General features: G+C 58.2%; 14 protein-coding genes. 10 read left to right on the forward strand and 4 right to left on the reverse strand.

The features are described 5' to 3' along the window. Nucleotides 1–69: 69 nt before the first annotated feature. From NLM32_RS06500 to NLM32_RS06525, 6 genes are all read left to right on the forward strand, one after another. Entirely contained in the window at nt 70–903 is an 834-nt protein-coding gene (locus NLM32_RS06500) for an ABC transporter permease (protein ID WP_375143625.1), read from the forward strand. 34 nt (nt 904–937) lie between these two features. Beyond that, a complete protein-coding gene (locus NLM32_RS06505; protein WP_254128410.1) occupies nt 938–1939 on the forward strand; it encodes an ABC transporter substrate-binding protein in 1002 nt (333 codons plus the stop codon). A gap of 91 nt (nt 1940–2030) precedes the next feature. Then, nucleotides 2031–3200: a CaiB/BaiF CoA-transferase family protein gene (locus tag NLM32_RS06510; RefSeq protein WP_256568217.1), complete on the forward strand. Its 1170-nt coding sequence runs from the start codon at nt 2031–2033 to the stop codon at nt 3198–3200. Nucleotides 3201–3289: 89 nt separating this feature from the next. Continuing rightward, nucleotides 3290–4534, forward strand: coding sequence for a CaiB/BaiF CoA-transferase family protein (locus NLM32_RS06515; protein WP_254128412.1), 1245 nt, complete (start codon nt 3290–3292; stop codon nt 4532–4534). A 105-nt stretch (nt 4535–4639) separates the two neighbouring features. Further along, entirely contained in the window at nt 4640–5794 is a 1155-nt protein-coding gene (locus NLM32_RS06520) for an acyl-CoA dehydrogenase family protein (protein ID WP_254128413.1), read from the forward strand. A 132-nt stretch (nt 5795–5926) separates the two neighbouring features. After that, nucleotides 5927–6976: an acryloyl-CoA reductase gene (locus tag NLM32_RS06525; RefSeq protein WP_254128414.1), complete on the forward strand. Its 1050-nt coding sequence runs from the start codon at nt 5927–5929 to the stop codon at nt 6974–6976. A gap of 195 nt (nt 6977–7171) precedes the next feature. Here NLM32_RS06525 and NLM32_RS06530 read toward each other — a convergent pair whose 3' ends face one another. The 4 genes from NLM32_RS06530 to metC form a co-directional block, all read right to left on the reverse strand. Further along, entirely contained in the window at nt 7172–8323 is a 1152-nt protein-coding gene (locus NLM32_RS06530) for an NADH:flavin oxidoreductase/NADH oxidase (protein WP_254128415.1), read from the reverse strand. A gap of 240 nt (nt 8324–8563) precedes the next feature. After that, nucleotides 8564–8872 (reverse strand): cytochrome c, encoded by a 309-nt coding sequence (locus tag NLM32_RS06535; RefSeq protein ID WP_254128416.1) that lies wholly within the window; start codon nt 8870–8872, stop codon nt 8564–8566. Nucleotides 8873–8883: 11 nt separating this feature from the next. After that, nucleotides 8884–10083 (reverse strand): molybdopterin-dependent oxidoreductase, encoded by a 1200-nt coding sequence (locus tag NLM32_RS06540; RefSeq protein WP_254128417.1) that lies wholly within the window; start codon nt 10081–10083, stop codon nt 8884–8886. A gap of 394 nt (nt 10084–10477) precedes the next feature. Then, the gene (metC, locus tag NLM32_RS06545; protein ID WP_254128418.1) at nt 10478–11641 is read right to left on the reverse strand and encodes a cystathionine beta-lyase; all 1164 of its coding nucleotides are present in this window, start codon (nt 11639–11641) and stop codon (nt 10478–10480) included. 1336 nt (nt 11642–12977) lie between these two features. Between metC and NLM32_RS06550 the strand changes: the two genes are divergently transcribed. From NLM32_RS06550 to NLM32_RS06565, 4 genes are all read left to right on the forward strand, one after another. Then, the gene (locus NLM32_RS06550; protein WP_254128419.1) at nt 12978–14009 is read left to right on the forward strand and encodes an amino acid ABC transporter substrate-binding protein; all 1032 of its coding nucleotides are present in this window, start codon (nt 12978–12980) and stop codon (nt 14007–14009) included. An 88-nt stretch (nt 14010–14097) separates the two neighbouring features. Beyond that, nucleotides 14098–15285 (forward strand): amino acid ABC transporter permease, encoded by a 1188-nt coding sequence (locus tag NLM32_RS06555; protein ID WP_254128420.1) that lies wholly within the window; start codon nt 14098–14100, stop codon nt 15283–15285. 3 nt (nt 15286–15288) lie between these two features. Then, the gene (locus NLM32_RS06560; RefSeq protein WP_254128421.1) at nt 15289–16449 is read left to right on the forward strand and encodes an amino acid ABC transporter permease; all 1161 of its coding nucleotides are present in this window, start codon (nt 15289–15291) and stop codon (nt 16447–16449) included. 15 nt (nt 16450–16464) lie between these two features. Continuing rightward, nucleotides 16465–17262 carry an amino acid ABC transporter ATP-binding protein gene (locus tag NLM32_RS06565; protein WP_305884089.1) on the forward strand — a complete coding sequence of 266 codons (798 nt, stop codon included), beginning with the start codon at nt 16465–16467 and terminating at the stop codon, nt 17260–17262. Nucleotides 17263–17426: the final 164 nt, after the last annotated feature.

The following is a 17426-nucleotide window of genomic DNA, read 5'->3' on the forward strand; positions in this document are numbered from 1 at the left end:
GTACCGGAAGGAGATCGATCTATGAGCTCGATGGTTTTAACGCCCCCGGTTCGCGACGAGTACGAACTTATGGTGTTGCCTGCCAAGGACCCGAGTGATGTAGAGGTGAAACTTCCCCTGTTCACGCGGCTTGCCGAAGTGACGCTGCTACGCAGGTTCACTGTCCTCGTAGTTCTTGCAATCATCTGGCAAGTCTACGCGACCCGGGTCGACGTACCGATCCTCTTCCCGAGTTTTGCGGATACCATGCGAGCGCTTGGGGAAGGCCTTTCGAGCGGGGTAATTCCCGCGCGGCTTCTCGTGACTCTCAAGACGCTCTTGGTGGGCTATCTTCTCGGGCTCGCGATTGCTTCCGCGTGTACGATTCTTGCCGTTTCTACTCGGATCGGCACGGATATCCTCTCAACCCTGACCGCGATGTTCAACCCGATGCCGGCGATAGCTTTGCTGCCGCTGGCCCTGCTCTGGTTCGGATTAGGCAATGTAAGCCTCTTCTTCGTCATCGTGCACTCGGTAGTTTGGGCGGTCGCGCTGAACGCCCATTCCGGCTTTTTGGGTGTGTCCGAAACTCTGCGGATGGCTGGGCAGACATTTGGTTTGCGCGGAGTCAGGCTCGTGTTCCACATCCTGATTCCCGCTGCGCTGCCGTCAATCGTTACTGGTTTAAAGATCGGTTGGGCTTTCGCCTGGCGGACGCTCATTGCTGCGGAGCTTGTCTTCGGCGCTGCATCGGGGCAGGGCGGGCTCGGTTGGTTCATTTTCGAGAAGCGCAATTCGCTGGAAACGCCCAGCGTCTTCGCAGGACTACTGACCGTGATGATCGTCGGTCTGATCATCGAAAACGGGATATTCCGACAAATCGAGAAGAGGACCGTCATCAAGTGGGGGCAGGTGCGCGCTTGACGCCTGCCGGCCAAAGAATGAGCGACATGAGAGGATGAACATGAAGATTCTAGCGTCTCTGATGGCGGCGGCCTTCGTATTTACCGCATTTCAGGCACATGCAGAGGTCAAAGAAGTCAAGTTGGCGCGGCAGTTTGGCCTTCACTATTTGCCGTTGGTCCTCATGGAGAAACATAAGCTGGTCGAAAAGACCGCCGCAGCTGCCAACATCGAGCTGAAGACAAACTGGTTGCAGATATCTGCATCGGGGATCAACGAGTCGCTGTTATCCGGGGCGATCGACATCTCAGCCACAGGTACCGGGCCGCTCGTACTTCTTTGGGACCGGACCCACAGCAATCTCGCAGTCAAGGGCATTGCCGCCGTCAGCGAAGTGCCGATGATTCTGACGTCCAGGAATCCATCGTTTAAGTCTCTGAAGGATCTCAGCGCAACTGATCGTATCGCGATGCCCGCCATTGCGCTGGGTTCAATGCAGGCTGTTACGCTGAAGGCGGCAGCTGTCCAGCAGTTTGGCAAGGATGCTGTGACCAGGTTCGATTCCAATGTGGTCGCTATGGCGCACCCCGATGCTGCGACCGCGCTTCTATCCGGGAAGAGCGAAGTCAACGCTCACTTCACGGCCGCTCCTTATTCATACATGGAGCTTCAGGCCCCGCAGATCCATAAGGTCTTGAGCTCCTACGACGTGTGGGGCGGACAGTCGACCCTCATTACGATCAATACGACGACTAAATTCTACGAACAGAATCCTAAGGTCGTGAAAGCCGTCTTTGACGCCCTCAAGGAGGCGTCGGCCATGGCGAACAATGATCGGAAGGCTGCGCTGGCGGACTACATCGCCGTGACGAACGAGAAGCTAACGCCGGAGGTCCAAGACGCCTTCTTGAAGGACAAGGAGATCAACTTCCAGGTCGCGCCGCGCGGTCTGCAAAAGGTTGCTGAGTTCATGCTCTTTGCGGGCGGCGTGAAGCAAAAGTCGACCAATTGGAAGGATTTGTTCTTCCCTCTCGTTCACAACGAAAACGGCAGTTAGTGGCGGAGGCGAAATTGGCGCACAGTCATAAAATGACTGCCGCTGCCACAGGACGAATGAAGGTGGATGTGCTGGTGAGCATGGGTGGTAAATGGGCCCGCTTGGTGGACTGAAGATCGTCGAATTGGCGGGCATAGGACCGGCCCCGATGTGTGGCATGTTGCTTGCCGACCTGGGAGCTTCCGTCCTTCGAATTGACCGGCTCGAGCCTAGCGGGCTCGGCGTGGAACGGCCGATCGAGTTCAATCTGATCATGCGGAACCGAGACACTGTGGCGCTTGACCTCAAGTCGAAGCGCTCGATCGAATTGGTGTTGCGGTTGGTGCAACAGTCGGACGTGCTGATCGAAGGATTTCGTCCAGGGGTGACAGAGCGGCTTGGACTTGGGCCGACCGAGTGCATGGAGCGAAATCCGGCTCTCGTATACGGACGAGTTACCGGATGGGGACAAGACGGCCCCCTTTCCAAGTACGCGGGGCACGATCTGAATTATGTTGCCATCACCGGAGCACTTGCAGCCATGGGTCGCGCTGGCGCTCCGCCCACGCCTCCGCTGAACGTAGTCGGCGATTTTGCCGGAGGAGGTCTCTTCCTAGCGTTCGGCATTCTAGCCGCAGTGATTGAGGCCAGGCGGTCCGGGAAGGGGCAGGTCGTCGATGCGGGAATCGTAGATGGGGTTGCATCGATGATGACGCAATTCTTCGGAATGAAGGCCGTCGGGCTCTGGACGGAGAGGCGCGGAGACAACATCTTGGACTCCGGTGCGCCATTCTACGACGTCTATAGGTGCGCAGACGATCAGTTTATCTCGGTCGCACCGATTGAAGACAAGTTCTTTCTTGAACTTGTGCAACTCATCGATCTGCCGGCGTCGACGATCGAGCTGAAGAAGGACAAGCGGCGATGGGGGGAACTCCGCACCGTCCTCGCCGATATTTTCGTAAAGAAATCGAGCCAACATTGGCGAAATCTTCTCGAGAACACGGATGCCTGTTTCGCACCGGTGTTGACGATGGAGGAGGCGGCCAGCCATCCTCAATTGAAGGCGAGAAAGACGCTGATCGAGGTTGCGGGGGTCGTTCAGCCCGCGCCGGCTCCGCGCTTCAGTCGGTCCGTTCCTGACATTCCGAGACCACCGCGCGCTCATGATCCTAAGGACTACGAGGAAATCCTTTCGCGTTGGCTCCCCCGCGAAGAGCTGGCTCCTGCGCTCGAATTAATCGCGGCGAGTAGCAAGGGTGTCTTGCAGGCTGCCAGGTAGCACCGCCTTTCGCGAATACGAGCTCTTAGCTGCGATGATTCAATCATAAGTAGATCAAATACAAAGACGCTCATAAGGATTGTAAGCTGATGAAATCTTCCCGGAACCGCTCGGATCTGTCGAATGGTCCGCTGGCTGGCTACCGAGTTCTTGATCTCGGATCGACGGTCGCCGGCCCCTTCTGCGCGAGGTTGCTCGCCGATTTCGGTGCGGAGGTCGTCAAGGTCGAGGATCTTGCGGGAGATCCACTTAGAAATCTCGGAGAGACTTTCCGGGGTAAGTCCCTCTATGCAACTACGCTGTTGAGAAACAAGCGGATCATATCGATCAACCTGCGCTCAAAGGACGGACAAGACATCGTCCGACGGCTGGTGTCGCACTTTGACATTGTGGTCGAGAATTTTCGTCCCGGAATGCTCGAGAAGTGGGGCTTGGGGTACGAAGATCTGCGAAAGGTGCGCCCCGATCTGATCATGACGAGGATCAGCGGATTCGGCCAAACTGGCCCAATGTCGCAGCGCCCTGGCTACGGCGTCATTGGAGAGGCGATGAGCGGCTTGCGGGAAATGATTGGGGATCCGGACCGTCCTCCGTCTCGCGTCGGCTTGCCGCTCACGGATTATATCACAGCGATGTATGCGGCTTTCGGTACGGCAATGGCGGTGATCGCTCGCGAAAGCACCGGCGAAGGGCAGTGCGTCGATGCGGCTCTTTACGAGGCCGCCTTCAGTCTGATGGAAGCCTCCGTGCCGGCGTTTGAAAAGACTGGCAAGCTTCCACGCCGGGCCGGAGCCCGCTTGCCGAACAGCGCACCAAACAGCTTGTACCCGACACGTGACGGGAAATTCATCCATATCGCAGCGCTCGCCGACCAGGTGTATCGCCGCCTGTGTAAGGCGATGGGGCGGCCGGAGTTGGGGGCTGATCCGCGATTTGCAGAGCAGGCCACGCGAGCACGACACGTGGAAGAGATTGATGCGATCGTCGAGGCGTGGACTCGTTCGCACGACCTTGATCAGGTTGAAGCGATCTTGGACGCAGAGGACGTTCCTGCGAGCCGCATCTTTACGATGGAAGACATTTTCGCAAGCAAACACTATCGCTTCCGGGAAATGATCCTAGACGTCCCGGACGAGGATCTAGGCTCAGTCAAGCTGCCAGGAATTGTGCCGAAGTTATCTCGAACACCTGGCCAGGTTCGTTGGTCGGGACATCGGAACGGTCAGGACAGCCAGGCAATCTTGAGAGAGTATCTGAACCTGGACGATGCTGAAATCGAACGCCTCCTAAGCACAGGTGCCGTCGGCGCTGATGTCCTGGAAGCGATGGCATAAGCGGCTAACGGCAAAACGCGCGAAGTAAATCGAGGAGATGAGCGGTCGCTTCGCGAGACCGCGTAGGCCGCGGGCGACGACGAAGAAAGGATAGAGGCAGTCAACATGGACTTCTCCCTAACTATTGAGCAACAGATGATCGTGAAGGCCGCGCAGCGCATGGTCGAAACGGACATTCAGCCCGTGCTTGATGCGAACGACAAGGATAGGGCGCTTTCGAAGGACGCTATTCTCAAGATATTCGCAAAGGCCGCCAACCTGGGCATGACATGCGCGAGGATTCCGGAAGAAGGCGGCGGAGCGGGCATGACCATGGTCGACTGCGGGCTGATTACGGAGCAGATCCCACCGACCGTTGGTCTGATCCTTCAGCCGCACGAAGCGACGACGACCCGGATCTACTTCGGATGCACGCCAGAGCAAAAGGAACGCTACCTCGAAGACTTGATGACAGGCAAGAAGATTGCCTGCACCGCGAGCACCGAGCCGGACGTCGGCTCCGACCCGAGGGGGATCAAGACGCGGTTGAAAGAGGAGGGGGACGAGCTCATCCTGAATGGTGCGAAGCAGTGGATATCCAACGCGACCGTTTGCGACGTGATGAACGTGACATGCCGCCTCGTGAAGGACGACGGCAGTTCGAGCATGGTTCGTGTCCTGGTCGATCCGACCGAGTCGAAGTTTCACGCGCGGGAAGTGGACATGCACGGGCTCCGGCAAGCACCGCTTGGAGAAGTGACATTCAGCGACTGTCGCGTACCTAATGGCAACCTTTGTCCGGACACGGGGGAAACGGCCAAGTTGCTTACAGTGACGTGGCTCGCCAATCGGCCGCTCGTCGGTCTAATGGCCGTCGGCCTAGCTCAGAGGGCGCTTGATGCGGCGCGCGATTATGCAGGTGTTCGCAAGCAGTTTGGCAAGCTGATCGGCGGCTTCCAACTCGTGCAACACGATCTCGCAGAAATCGAGACCTGTGTGCTGAGTAGTCGGCTCCTCTGCTTCAATGCGCTTTCCGCTATCGATCGCGGCGAACGAGCGAACGGCCTTTCTGCAATGGCGAAACGATACGCTGTAGATGCCTGCGACCGAGCGATTGCACTCGCGATGAGGCTTCACGGTGCTATGGGTCTCAGCAAAGAGCTGGGTCTGGAGCAGATGGCGCGGGATGTTCGAACTCTCACCATTCCTGACGGAACGCCGGGTATTTTGACGCTCATCCAGGGGAGAGAAATCACGGGTCTAGATCCCTTCAGATCATAACCGGTATTGGCCGAGCCGTAATCGCGGCTACGAAAGACGAAATAGTGTTCTGCGAGAGTTCTAGCGAGTAGGGCGCACAATATCTGGTTGCAGTGTCCTGAGCGTCAGGGCCGGCTCTAACGAGGAAAAACGATGACAACATTCAAAGCTTATCGAGTGCACACCGTTGGCGGCAAACCCGTCTGCAAATTTGAACAGTTGACAATGGACGACCTGGATCCGGGTGATGTCGTCATCAAGACCGCATATTCTGCGATCACATACAAGGATGCGATGGCGGCCCGCGGCGTCGGAAAAAACGTCCGAACCGATAGGCCCTGTGTCACTGGCGTCGATCTCTCGGGCGTCGTCGTTTCGTCTTTGGACCCTCGCTTTCGCGAAGGGGACAAGGTTGTTGTGACCAACTACAAATTAGGCGTCAACCAGGACGGCGGGTACGCCGACTACGCGAGGGTGCCTGGCGACTGGATTGTGCCGCTGCCGGACGGGCTTGATCTATACGAAGCCATGGGACTCGGGACGTCGGGTCTCACTGCGGCGCTCGCCTTTGATCGCCTCGAAAAGGCTGGCCTGAAGCCCGAAGATGGAGTCATGGCAATCTCCGGCGCGACCGGCGGAGTTGGTTGCCTGGCCGTGGATATGTTCGCCAAGCGAGGATTCGAAGTCGCCGCAATTTCAGGTAAGGTGGAGCAGGAGCCGTTCCTGAAAAGGATCGGTGCGACGAAAGTCATTTCCCGCCAGGAACTGCTGGCTGACAAGGCGCCGCTCGCGCCGCCATTGTTTGCCGCGGCCCTCGACAACGTTGGCGGCGTGTTCTTCGACCGTCTGGCGGCACGTCTGCAACCCTACGGCAAGCTTGCGGTCGCGGGAATGGCGGTAGGCGCCGAGCTTAATACGACAGTCCTTCCGTGGGTGCTCCGCGCCATTGACGTGCTTGGCATCAATGTGTCTCGTCAGTTGCACATGGAGGAGCGTAAACGGCTTTGGAAGCGTCTGGCTACCGATCTGAAACCGAATCATCTCGCCGAAACATCGCGGCCGATCCCTTTCGAAAAACTCGATGAAGTGATGGATCAATTCTTCAATGTGACGGTGGTTGGCCGGATCGTCGTTGAAGTGGGGTCAAAGGCGCCCAAGGCGAGAGGACAGGATGCTCCTGTGCTGGAGCGACAGCAGAGCTGATTAGGTGCCGGAGGGGGGCGGATGGAGCCCGTCACCCTCCGGGCCAACTCGGGAATCGGGTTCTGGCGTGGGTCAAAGCAAACCCGTGTCATGGCCATATCAAAAGATATCCGCTTGGCAGCGGGCGATTGGTTCTCAATCATCCGCTTGTCGGGCGGTTGTCTTGGCGGTCTGGTCTGCCGAACCGTTTCGACATCAAAAGCTAGATGTGAAGCCTAGACCGGTTTCGCGGCGCTTAAGCCGCCAAGCGTAATCGGCCGGAAAAAGGTCGAGGTAGTCGCTTAGGCCGAGCTCCTTCGCTGCTTGGACAGGCCAGTCACCACGCAGCATTAGTTCGCGCGCGAGGGCAACAAGGTCAGCTTTACCTTCCCTGAGGATCAGCTCGCAATGACGCGGATCGCTGAGAAGTCCGACTGCCATCGTCCGCGCTCCGGCATCGCGCCGGACGCGCTCGGCAAAGTGGACTTGATAGCCGGGCACATTGGCCAGCTTCGGCATCGCCGAGTCTCCCGAGATGCCACCTGAAGAACAATCGATCATATCGACGCCGCGCTGAACGAGCTCGCGAGACAGTGCGACAGTATCGTCTTCATCCCAAAGGCCGCCTTTTCCATCCACGGCGGACAGGCGAAAGAACAACGGCTTGTCCACGGGCCAATCTCGACGCACCGCCTCGACGACCTCAAGGGCGAAACGCATCCGGCCGGCGCGGTCTCCGCCGTATCGATCGGTCCGTTGATTGGACACTGGCGACAAGAACTGATGGAGTAGATAGCCATGCGCACCGTGTATTTCGCAGATGTCGAAGCCGGCAGCGGCTGAGCGCTTTGCGGCTTCGGCGAAGGCCTCGACGACAATCTTGATGTCGTCGACTCGCATCTCGAGCGGTGCGGCCATGTCGGGGGCTCCGCGCAGGGGGCTCGGAGCAATTCCGGTCCATGGCGGACGTCCAATTTTGGCATCGGCGTCCGTTAAGGCGGCGAAATTCTGCATCGGGCCGTGCGTACCTGCCCGTCGACCGCAGTGGCCCAGCTGAATCGCGGGGATGGATCCAAGTGAGCGAACGAAGTCGGTAATCCGTCGATAACCCTGAACTTGCCGCTCGTTCCATATTCCGGCGCAATCGTAGGTCTTGCGTCCTCGAGGCTCAACGGCGGTCTCTTCAGTAAAGACGATACCAGCGCCGCCCAGTGCCATTCGTCCCAAATGCACCAGGTGCCATTCGTTTGGACGGCCATCGTTGGATCGATACTGACACATGGGGGAAACAACGATGCGGTTGCGCGTTGTGACGCCTCTCAGAGTCAGCGGAGTAAATAGCAGTGGTTGGGCCAAGTTGTTGGTCATGATCGAGACGGCGATGGACCCATTCGCCGCGGAAGTGCCGGAGGGCACAATTAATCGAGCGAACGGTCGGGAACCGATTCATCCCAATCATCCTGGAATTTGTTCATTGGATCAAATGCATAATTCCGAGTGACATATATGCATGGCTTGCACGAATGTCTCGCGTGTTTCGGCTCGACTGGCGAGAACGCAAGCGGACGCAAGTTGGACAGCGGAACTTCGACGGCGCCTCACCCTTGTTCAGTAAGTCGCGGCCAGATAGTCGACGATCTTGCCGACGTCGGCATCGTCGATCGGGGCGCCATAGACCTTGATCATCTTGGTCACCTCGGCTTGCCAAAACGCTTTCTTGTCCTTCATCGGCGGCTGCGTGGCGATGTAGTCGGACGAGTGGCAGGCGGCGCAATTGCCCTGAACCACCTCGAGATTGGGGCCGGGCTTGAAGGCTGCGACCTCATCAGGCGTCTTGTAATTGACCGGCGCGGCGAGGGCCGAACCCACCATGGTGGCGATGGCAAGCGTGATGGCGATGAGAACGGTGCGCTGCATGATAATGCTCCTCAGGCCACGCTGACGCGGACGGTTTCGACGACGTTGCGCAAATAACCCGCCGGGTTCCAGCGCGGGGTGTCCGGCTGCGTTTCGCCGGAATTGCTGGTGGCGCGCACCTTGAGCTCGACCTGGCCCGCCGCCAGCTTCACCGGCAGCTTCCATTCGCGGAATGAGTAGTTGCCGAGATCCTTGCCGAGCTTGGCGGAAGACCAGGTTTTGCCGCCATCGGTGGAGACCGAGACGTCCTTGATGCCCTTGCCGCCGTCGAAGGCGATGCCGCGCAGCGTCGTGCGTCCGGCCTTCAGCTTGGCGCTATCAGTCACGTTGGTGATGAAGGAGCGGATGGTGAAGCGGTTGATCGGGATCGTTGCCTTCGGCGCGGTGCCGGGCTCGATCGAATTGTTCGGCGTGTCCGGGATGCGATAGGCCGACTTCATCCAGAAGCCGTCATAGACGCTGTCGACGACGGTGATCTCGTTGAGATGCTTGACCCAGTAGGTGCCGTAATAGCCGGGCACGACCAGGCGCAACGGGAAGCCGTTGAGGAACGGCAAATCGTCGCCGTTCATGCCATAGGCCAGCATCACCTCGCCGTCGGTGGCGTGAGCGAGGTCGAGCGCCTTGGCGAAGTCGGGCGTCTTGTCGCTCACCGGGCCGTCCATGCCGCCGAATACGACCTGCTTGGCGCCAGCCTGCACGCCCGCCATCTCCAGCAGCGCCTTCAGCGGCACGCCGCGCCAGCGCGCATTGCCCATTGCGCCATTGGCGAGCTGGCCGCCGGCGACGCGCGGCTCGACGAGGCCGCGGCTGTTGCCGGAGCATTGGTTGACGGCGACGATCTCGGTCGCCTTCATCTTCCTTATGTCCTTCAGCGACAATTTCAGCGGCTTGTCGACCTTGCCCTTGATCTCGAGCGTGAACTTGTCCGGATCGAGATCGTAGGGCAGGCCCGCGAGGTGATAGCGTACGAAGAACGCGTTGTTCGGCGTGATAGGCCCGTCGTTGAATACCGCGAACGGCGTCTCGAGCTGCGGCGGCCGGCTGGTCAGCCCGATCATCGGCCGCTTCTGCGGATATTTCACCAGCGGCCGCTCGCCATTGGCGAAGGGCAGCGTCACGGTGTCGAGAGCCAGCGCTTTGGTGGAATTCAGTGTGGCCGCCATGGCGGCAAAGCCCGCTCCTTTGAGCAGGTCGCGTCTGTCGATCATGTGTCTCCCTCCGGAGCGAATGCTTTTGAACTGCAGTCACCACTGCAGCACAACGATCATCGATTGCATTAACGGTACGAACTGATCGGAAGCATCCAGTAGATCGTGATGCCTTCGTACCATTGACGGTGTGAGGCGCGGGAAAGCCGCCGTTGGGAAAACGGTGCTGCGCGCAATCCATGAGATCATGCCAGTACCGCCGCAAAGTCGGGTAATGAAAAATCCTAACGCGAGCTGTAAGCGAGACTATCTGAGCCCCATTGCTGCTGCTTGGTTCGCTTGGCCCCGGCGCGACCGCTTGCGGAAGGGTGATGTGTGCGCGAGTTCGCGGCAATGACATCGGGACGCCACGATGCGAGTTTTGCGCGAGGACTCATCGCCGTTCGATGCCAGCTCATACTGCACTGGCCTCAGCCGCGCGCATGGCGGCGAGAGCCTTTGTTAGGTCGGCAATGAGGTCGGTCGGATCCTCAAGGCCAATATGCAGCCGCACCAGAGTACCCGATAATGGCAACGGGCGGTCAGTGCGCGTAAAGCGGGCTGGCAGGGCAAGGCTTTCATAGCCTCCCCAGCTTGAGCCGATCCCGAAAAGCTCCAGCGAATCCATGAAGGCGGTCAGCCCGAGTTGAGAACGGGAGGCAAGCTCGACGCCGAAGAGTGCAGAGGATCCACTGAAGTCGCGTGACCAGAGCGCGTGCCCCGGATCGTCGGGCAGGCCGGGATGCAGTACGCGCACTACGTCCGGCTGTGTTTGAAGCCAGCGCGCGACGGAGAGCGCACTCAGCATCTGGTGGCGCATGCGCACACCGAGCGTGCGCATGCCCCGCAGGACCAGATAGCAGTCATCCGGACTGGTCGAATAGCCCAGGTCAGCCACGACGTCGCGAATTGGTCGCCACCACTCCTCGGTCGTGGCGATAGTGCCCATCATCACATCGGAGTGGCCGCAGAGATATTTGGTTGCCGCCTGGATCGAGATGTCGACGCCCTTAGCGAGCGCGTCGAAGAACAGCGGGCTGGCCCAGGTGTTGTCGAGCAGGACGGGGATCGATCTCGCGTGCGCGGCTTTCGCGATAGCGGGTATGTCCTGCACCTCGAAGGTGAGCGAGCCGGGGCTTTCGCAGAATACTGCTCGCGTATTGTCACGAAACAGCGTGGCGATTCCGTCGCCGATTGAAGGGTCGTAATAGGTTGTCTCGACGCCGCTGCGCGCTAGCAAGCCATCGCAGAATGCGCGCGTAGGTCCGTAGACCGTGTCCACCATGAGGAGGTGATCGCCGGCCTTAAGAACGGCGGTGAGAGCTGCCGCAATGGCAGCAAGCCCGGACGGCACCACAATCGCGCGATGACAACCCTCGAGCCTCGTGATTGCCTGCTCGAGCGAGAATAGTGTGTCAGTGCCGTGGATACCGTAACGCAGCGCCGCGAACCGGTCGGCACGCGTTGCGTCGAAGGCGGCAAGATCCTTGAACAAAATCGTGGAGGCCCGTGACACCGGGGGATTCACCGGACCCGTGGGCGCGCGGCCGCCGCGGACCAGCAGCGTGTCTTTTTTCATGGTGCAAACCTTGACGTAGGGGAGATCAACCGCGCGCCCCGAAAGGCAACAAATCTTGCGAAGAAGCAAATTCATCGGCTTGATGTGGAGACCGATATTTGTGGGCGCTCCGAGAGTGCCGCCTCGCATTATGCGAAGCACCGTATGACTACGCCTAGGGCGTAAGCTTCACAATCCAAATTTGTTGACGATGTTCATAAGCGAAATTGTTGTTGCCGGTCCGTGTTGGTTGTCGCCGTGTACTGACCTGACCTGCCATTTGATTGCTGGCACCGGCAGCTTAGAGGCTGGCGAGAGGGGGTATCGGTGGCATCCGTCGGCGGAGGTCACGCCGTTTGTTGGTGAGGCCTAGCAGCGACGAGCATGATAGCTCTACGATCTTTCACGCGAAATCGCCCTCCTGCGAACGGAAGACGGCAGCGCCGATCGGGTGGCCCGTCGAAAATCGATCCGATATCCGAGGGGTATGCGCGGACGTCGAAGTGTCCGCTTTACGGGCGGCTCTAGATCACTGAGATCAAAACACAAGCATTCGTAGGACGGCGGGCACTTAAAAAAAATTGAACCCATCCGTGAATATATCTCGTTTGCTTGATTCAAAAAACAACGCGATGCTGGGTGATCAGGAAATCGCGAAGCTTCGAGGGTGTGCATCCATAAAGGCGCAGATGTCGAACGGGACGGAGATGCAGCGGACGCGGCTTTGCCGCCGGCACAAGCAAATATCTCGATTTCCGGTCGTGTTGCTGTCGAAATGGAATATCGCCTTCAGATGTTTCGAGACAAGAAACGAGACTTTCTGGATCGCTGCCCCTGGCATCGGAGCCACAATGGTAATGGCCACCATAATGGTGCTGATTGGGAGGTAAGGTCGCTTATGCCAGTCTTCTTGGGGCAGTACATGCGAGGCCGTTCTGATCTGTGTACTCAGTATTACGAGTACACGGTCTGGCGAGCGAGTTGAGTGGGGGGCTAGTTCGCAAGGCGCGGATCGCTTCGGATTAACCGCCGGATGCGCGCTGGCGTAAGCCAAGCAGGGTGCGGTCTAGGATATGTGGGATCATTCCCAGAGCTATGCACGTGCCGATCGCGATCGGTCGTTCGATGGGCAGCTGCGTCTGGTCAACACGTGTTCCGTAATCAGTTGCAACGCATGGATCGCGTTGACGTTCGGGTGTGGGGCTAAGAAGCAATCAGCTCCATAACGGATCTGGTACGAGCAAGTCTCGCCGAGATCCCATTGGCCGTAACGATCCGAAACGGCTCTCGTTGCCGAGTGAGCTCACGGGTTGGAAGTCCGTGGCGAAGATATTTGACGAAGAAGAGGGGGGAGACCATGAGAAAGAAATCATTGGCAATCGCAGCAGGTGTGGCGTCGCTTGCGCTGACGGCATCGGTAGCGTCGGCGGACACGTTGTCCAATATCAAGTCAAAGGGCTTCCTCCAGTGCGGTGTGAACGTAGCCTTGGCGGGCTTTTCGGCTTCGGATGACAAGGGGCAGTGGACCGGTCTCGATGTCGACTTCTGCCGTGCGGTCGCGGCAGCCGTATTCGGTGACCCCAGCAAGGTCAAATTCACCGGGCTGACAGCCAAAGACCGGTTCACCGCGCTTCAATCTGGCGAAATCGATGTCCTGTCGCGCAACACCACCTGGACGGTGAGCCGCGACACGTCGCTTGGCATCAGCTTCGTTGGCGTCATGTATTATGACGGCCAAGGCTTCATGATCGACACACGGAAGTTGCCCGATGTCAAGTCGGTCAAGCAACTGTCGGGCGCGGTGATTTGCGTCGCGGCGGGGACGACGACCGAATTGAATCTTGCCGACTACTTCAAAGCCAACAAGATCGACTACACACCAGTGGTCTTCGACACCCTCGAGGAGGCGACCGCGGCCTACAATGCGGGTCGATGCGATGCCTTCACAAACGATCAATCCGGTCTTTACGCAGCTCGCCTGCAGACCTCGTCGCCGAAGGACTTCGTGGTATTGCCGGAGATCATTTCGAAGGAACCGCTCGGGCCTGCCGTGCGTCAAGGGGACGCGAAGTGGCTGAACATCGTGAAGTGGGCCTACTTTGCGCTGCTTGATGCCGAGGAGGCTGGCATTAACCGGTCGAATGTCGATGAGATGAAGGGGAGCAGCAACCCCGACATCAAGCGGATACTTGGGACCGAGGCCGGAACGAAGATTGGTACTGATCTGGGCCTGTCAACCGACTGGGTCGTCAACATCGTCAAGGCGACCGGTAACTATGGGGAAATCTTCGAGCGCAACCTCGGGTCGGGTAGCCCTTTGAAGATCTCTCGTGGTGTCAACGCATTGTGGACCAAAGGCGGCATCCAATACGGCGTGCCAATACGCTGATAGCCCTACGACGGGCTGAGGCAATTCAGCATAATTTTGGGTCCTGGCACGCCACATCGGCATCAAGAATTCACGCGAGGGGAGCACAGTGTCACAAGAGGTAATTCTCGATGGCGCGCCGACGAAGGTGTCGCCGTTCTATGACCCGAAGCTCCGGAGCATCGTTGTCCAGGTCGCAATTGTCGTTCTGCTGGTGCTCGGGCTCTGGTGGATCTCCGACAATACCATCGAAAATCTCCGTCGTTCCAATATTCCGACAGGATTTGAGTTTCTGAACTCACGCTCCGGGTTCGAGATTCCTGATCGGCTTATTGATTACAGTTCGGAGTCATCCTACGGCCGGGCCCTGCTGGTTGGCATTGTGAACACCGTGCGTGTTGCCGTCTTGGGCATCATCGTCGCAACAATCATAGGCTTTGTGGTTGGTATCGGCCGACTATCGAGCAACTGGATGATACGCAAGCTTGCGACCATCTACATTGAAGTCTTCCGCAATGTACCCCTGCTGCTCGTGATTCTATTTTGGTACCAAGGAGTGCTTGCGTTGCTGCCGAACGTGCGCAGCAGCCTGGCGTTGCCCTTCGGTTCATACCTCAACAACCGCGGTCTCTATCTCCCGCGCCTGATCTGGAGCCAGGGAGCTTGGCTGATCATTGCAGGGCTCATGATAGCCATTGGGCTGTCATGGTACGTCGCGCGAAGAGCGCGTGCCCGCCAGATGGCAACGGGGCAGCAACTCCCCGTCTTCTGGGTTTCAGTTGCACTCCTCATAGGTTTGCCGCTGCTTGGTTGCGTGCTGGCAGGGTTTCCGATGACCGTCGAATTCCCGCAGAAGGGCACCTTCATGCTGACGGGAGGGCTCGACGTGAAGCCCGAATTTCTGTCGCTACTTTTGGCGCTGTCCTTCTATACGGCATCGTTCATCGCAGAGATCGTTCGCGCTGGTATCCAGGGGGTGCCGAAGGGGCAGGCGGAGGCTTATTCCTCCCTGGGCATTCGCCCTGGGCAGGGATTGCGTCTGGTGATCATTCCGCAGGCACTACGTATCATCATCCCACTGCTGACGAGCCAGTATCTGAACTTGACGAAGAATTCGTCGCTTGCAGTGGCAGTCGGCTATGCGGATCTGTACGCAGTCGGCGGAACGATCCTTAACCAGACCGGGCGCGCCATCGAGGTCGTCGTCATCTTTATGGTGGTCTATCTCGGTTTGAGCATTCTGACCTCTCTCGTCATGAACTGGTTCAACGTCAAGCTGGCACTCAGGCAGAGGTGAGGCATGAAGCAACATGACATTGCCTGGGTGCGCACCGAAATGACCCTTGCGCAACCTGCACCGAATTCCGAGGTAGGGATTCTAGCTTGGATGCGCAAGAATCTCTTCGCCACGCCGGCGGACATGCTCCTGACGGTTGTTGCTGTGATCATAGCCGCGTGGGCGTTGCCACAGATCCTGAGCTGGCTGTTCTTCGATGCCGTCTGGGTTGGCACCGATCGAACTGCCTGCCTCACCATCGAACAGGGCGGCCAACTGCCTGCCGGTTGGTCGGGTGCGTGCTGGCCGTTCGTATCCAACCGTTTCGGCTATTTCATGTTTGGCCGTTATCCGTTGGACGAGCGCTGGCGCGTGATCCTGGCGGGCGCCGTTTTCGTGGGACTGCTCGTCCCGCTGCTCATTCCGCGCCTGCCGCTCAAACGGGCCAATGCGATCCTGTTCTTCGGCGTCTATCCGTTTATCGCCTTTGTTCTGTTGGTTGGCGGAGTTTTCGGGCTGGCTTACGTCGAAACCCCGCTTTGGGGTGGACTTATGGTCACTCTCGTCCTTGCCTACGTTGGTATCGTCGTCTCGCTCCCCTTGGGCATTGTCTTGGCTCTTGGCCGTCGATCCAGGATGCCGACGATCAAGCTACTCTCTGTCATCTTCATCGAAACTGTGCGGGGAGTTCCACTGGTCACAGTGCTGTTCATGGCAGCGTTCATGCTTCCGCTTTTTGTGCCGCCCGGTACGACATTCGACAAGTTGCTCCGCGCGCTCATCGGCGTTGCGCTGTTTTCATCTGCTTACATGGCGGAAGTGGTGCGGGGTGGGCTTCAGGCTATGCCCAAGGGCCAATACGAGGGAGCGGATTCTCTTGGGCTCAGCTATTGGCAAAAAACCGGGCTGATCATCATGCCGCAGGCCCTAAAGCTCGTCATTCCAGGGATCGTCAATTCGTTCATTGGACTGTTCAAGGACACGACGCTGGTCCTCGTCATCTCGATGTTCGATCTGCTTGGGATCGTCAAGCAGGGCATTTCCGGAGACGCCAATTGGGCGACGCCGCAAACCGCGAGGACTGGTTATGTTTTTGCCGCAGTGATCTTCTGGATCTTCTGCTTCGGTATGTCTCGATACTCGCAGTATGTGGAACGGCGTCTTGAAACTGGGCACGGGCGGTGAGAAGGAAGGCTGCAGATGAGCACAAAACGTACGTCCGGCGTTGCGAAAGTAGATCTCAGCAGGACGCAAGTCTCGGCGAATGAAGTCGCAGTCGAGATCATCGGCATGAACAAATGGTACGGCGGCTATCACGTCTTGAAGGATGTGAACCTCAAGGTTATGTGCGGCGAGCGCATTGTTATTTGTGGGCCTTCGGGATCCGGAAAATCGACAATGATTCGCTGCATCAATCGCCTGGAGGAGCACCAGAAGGGCAAAATCATCGTCGACGGCAAGGAGCTCACTAGCGATCTCAAAAAGATTGACGAGGTCCGTCGTGAGGTCGGCATGGTGTTTCAACACTTCAACCTCTTTCCGCACCTCACGATCCTCCAAAACTGCACGCTGGCGCCGATTTGGGTTCGCAAGATGCCGCGCAAGGAAGCAGAGGAAATCGCGATGCATTACCTGCGCAAGGTAAAGATTCCCGAACAGGCCAATAAGTATCCCGGTCAGCTGTCTGGCGGTCAGCAGCAGCGCGTCGCGATTGCGCGTTCTCTCTGCATGAAGCCGCGGATCATGCTGTTTGACGAGCCAACCTCGGCGCTCGATCCGGAAATGGTCAAGGAGGTCCTGGAGACGATGGTGGGTCTGGCCGAAGAGGGGATGACCATGTTGTGCGTCACTCACGAGATGGGGTTCGCGCGCAAGGTGGCTAACCGTGTCATCTTCATGGATTCCGGTCAGATCGTCGAGCAGAACACGCCGGCCGAATTCTTCGGGAACCCACAACATAATCGGACAAAGCTGTTTCTTAGCCAAATTCTACACTGAGGGGATGCCTCTCAAGCGTGTCGCGGAGGCCCGCGTCGAAATTGCCGAGAGGGGCGGCACCTAAAGCACTTGTACGACTATCGAGCGCGCAAAGTTTGGCGCGTTTGTTGACCGCTTCGTCTCATATGATGTGGCGATGTTCTGAAGAGCAAAGAGAAGAGGAG

It is taken from the genome of Bradyrhizobium sp. CCGUVB14, from assembly GCF_024199935.1.
Lineage (GTDB): Bacteria > Pseudomonadota > Alphaproteobacteria > Rhizobiales > Xanthobacteraceae > Bradyrhizobium.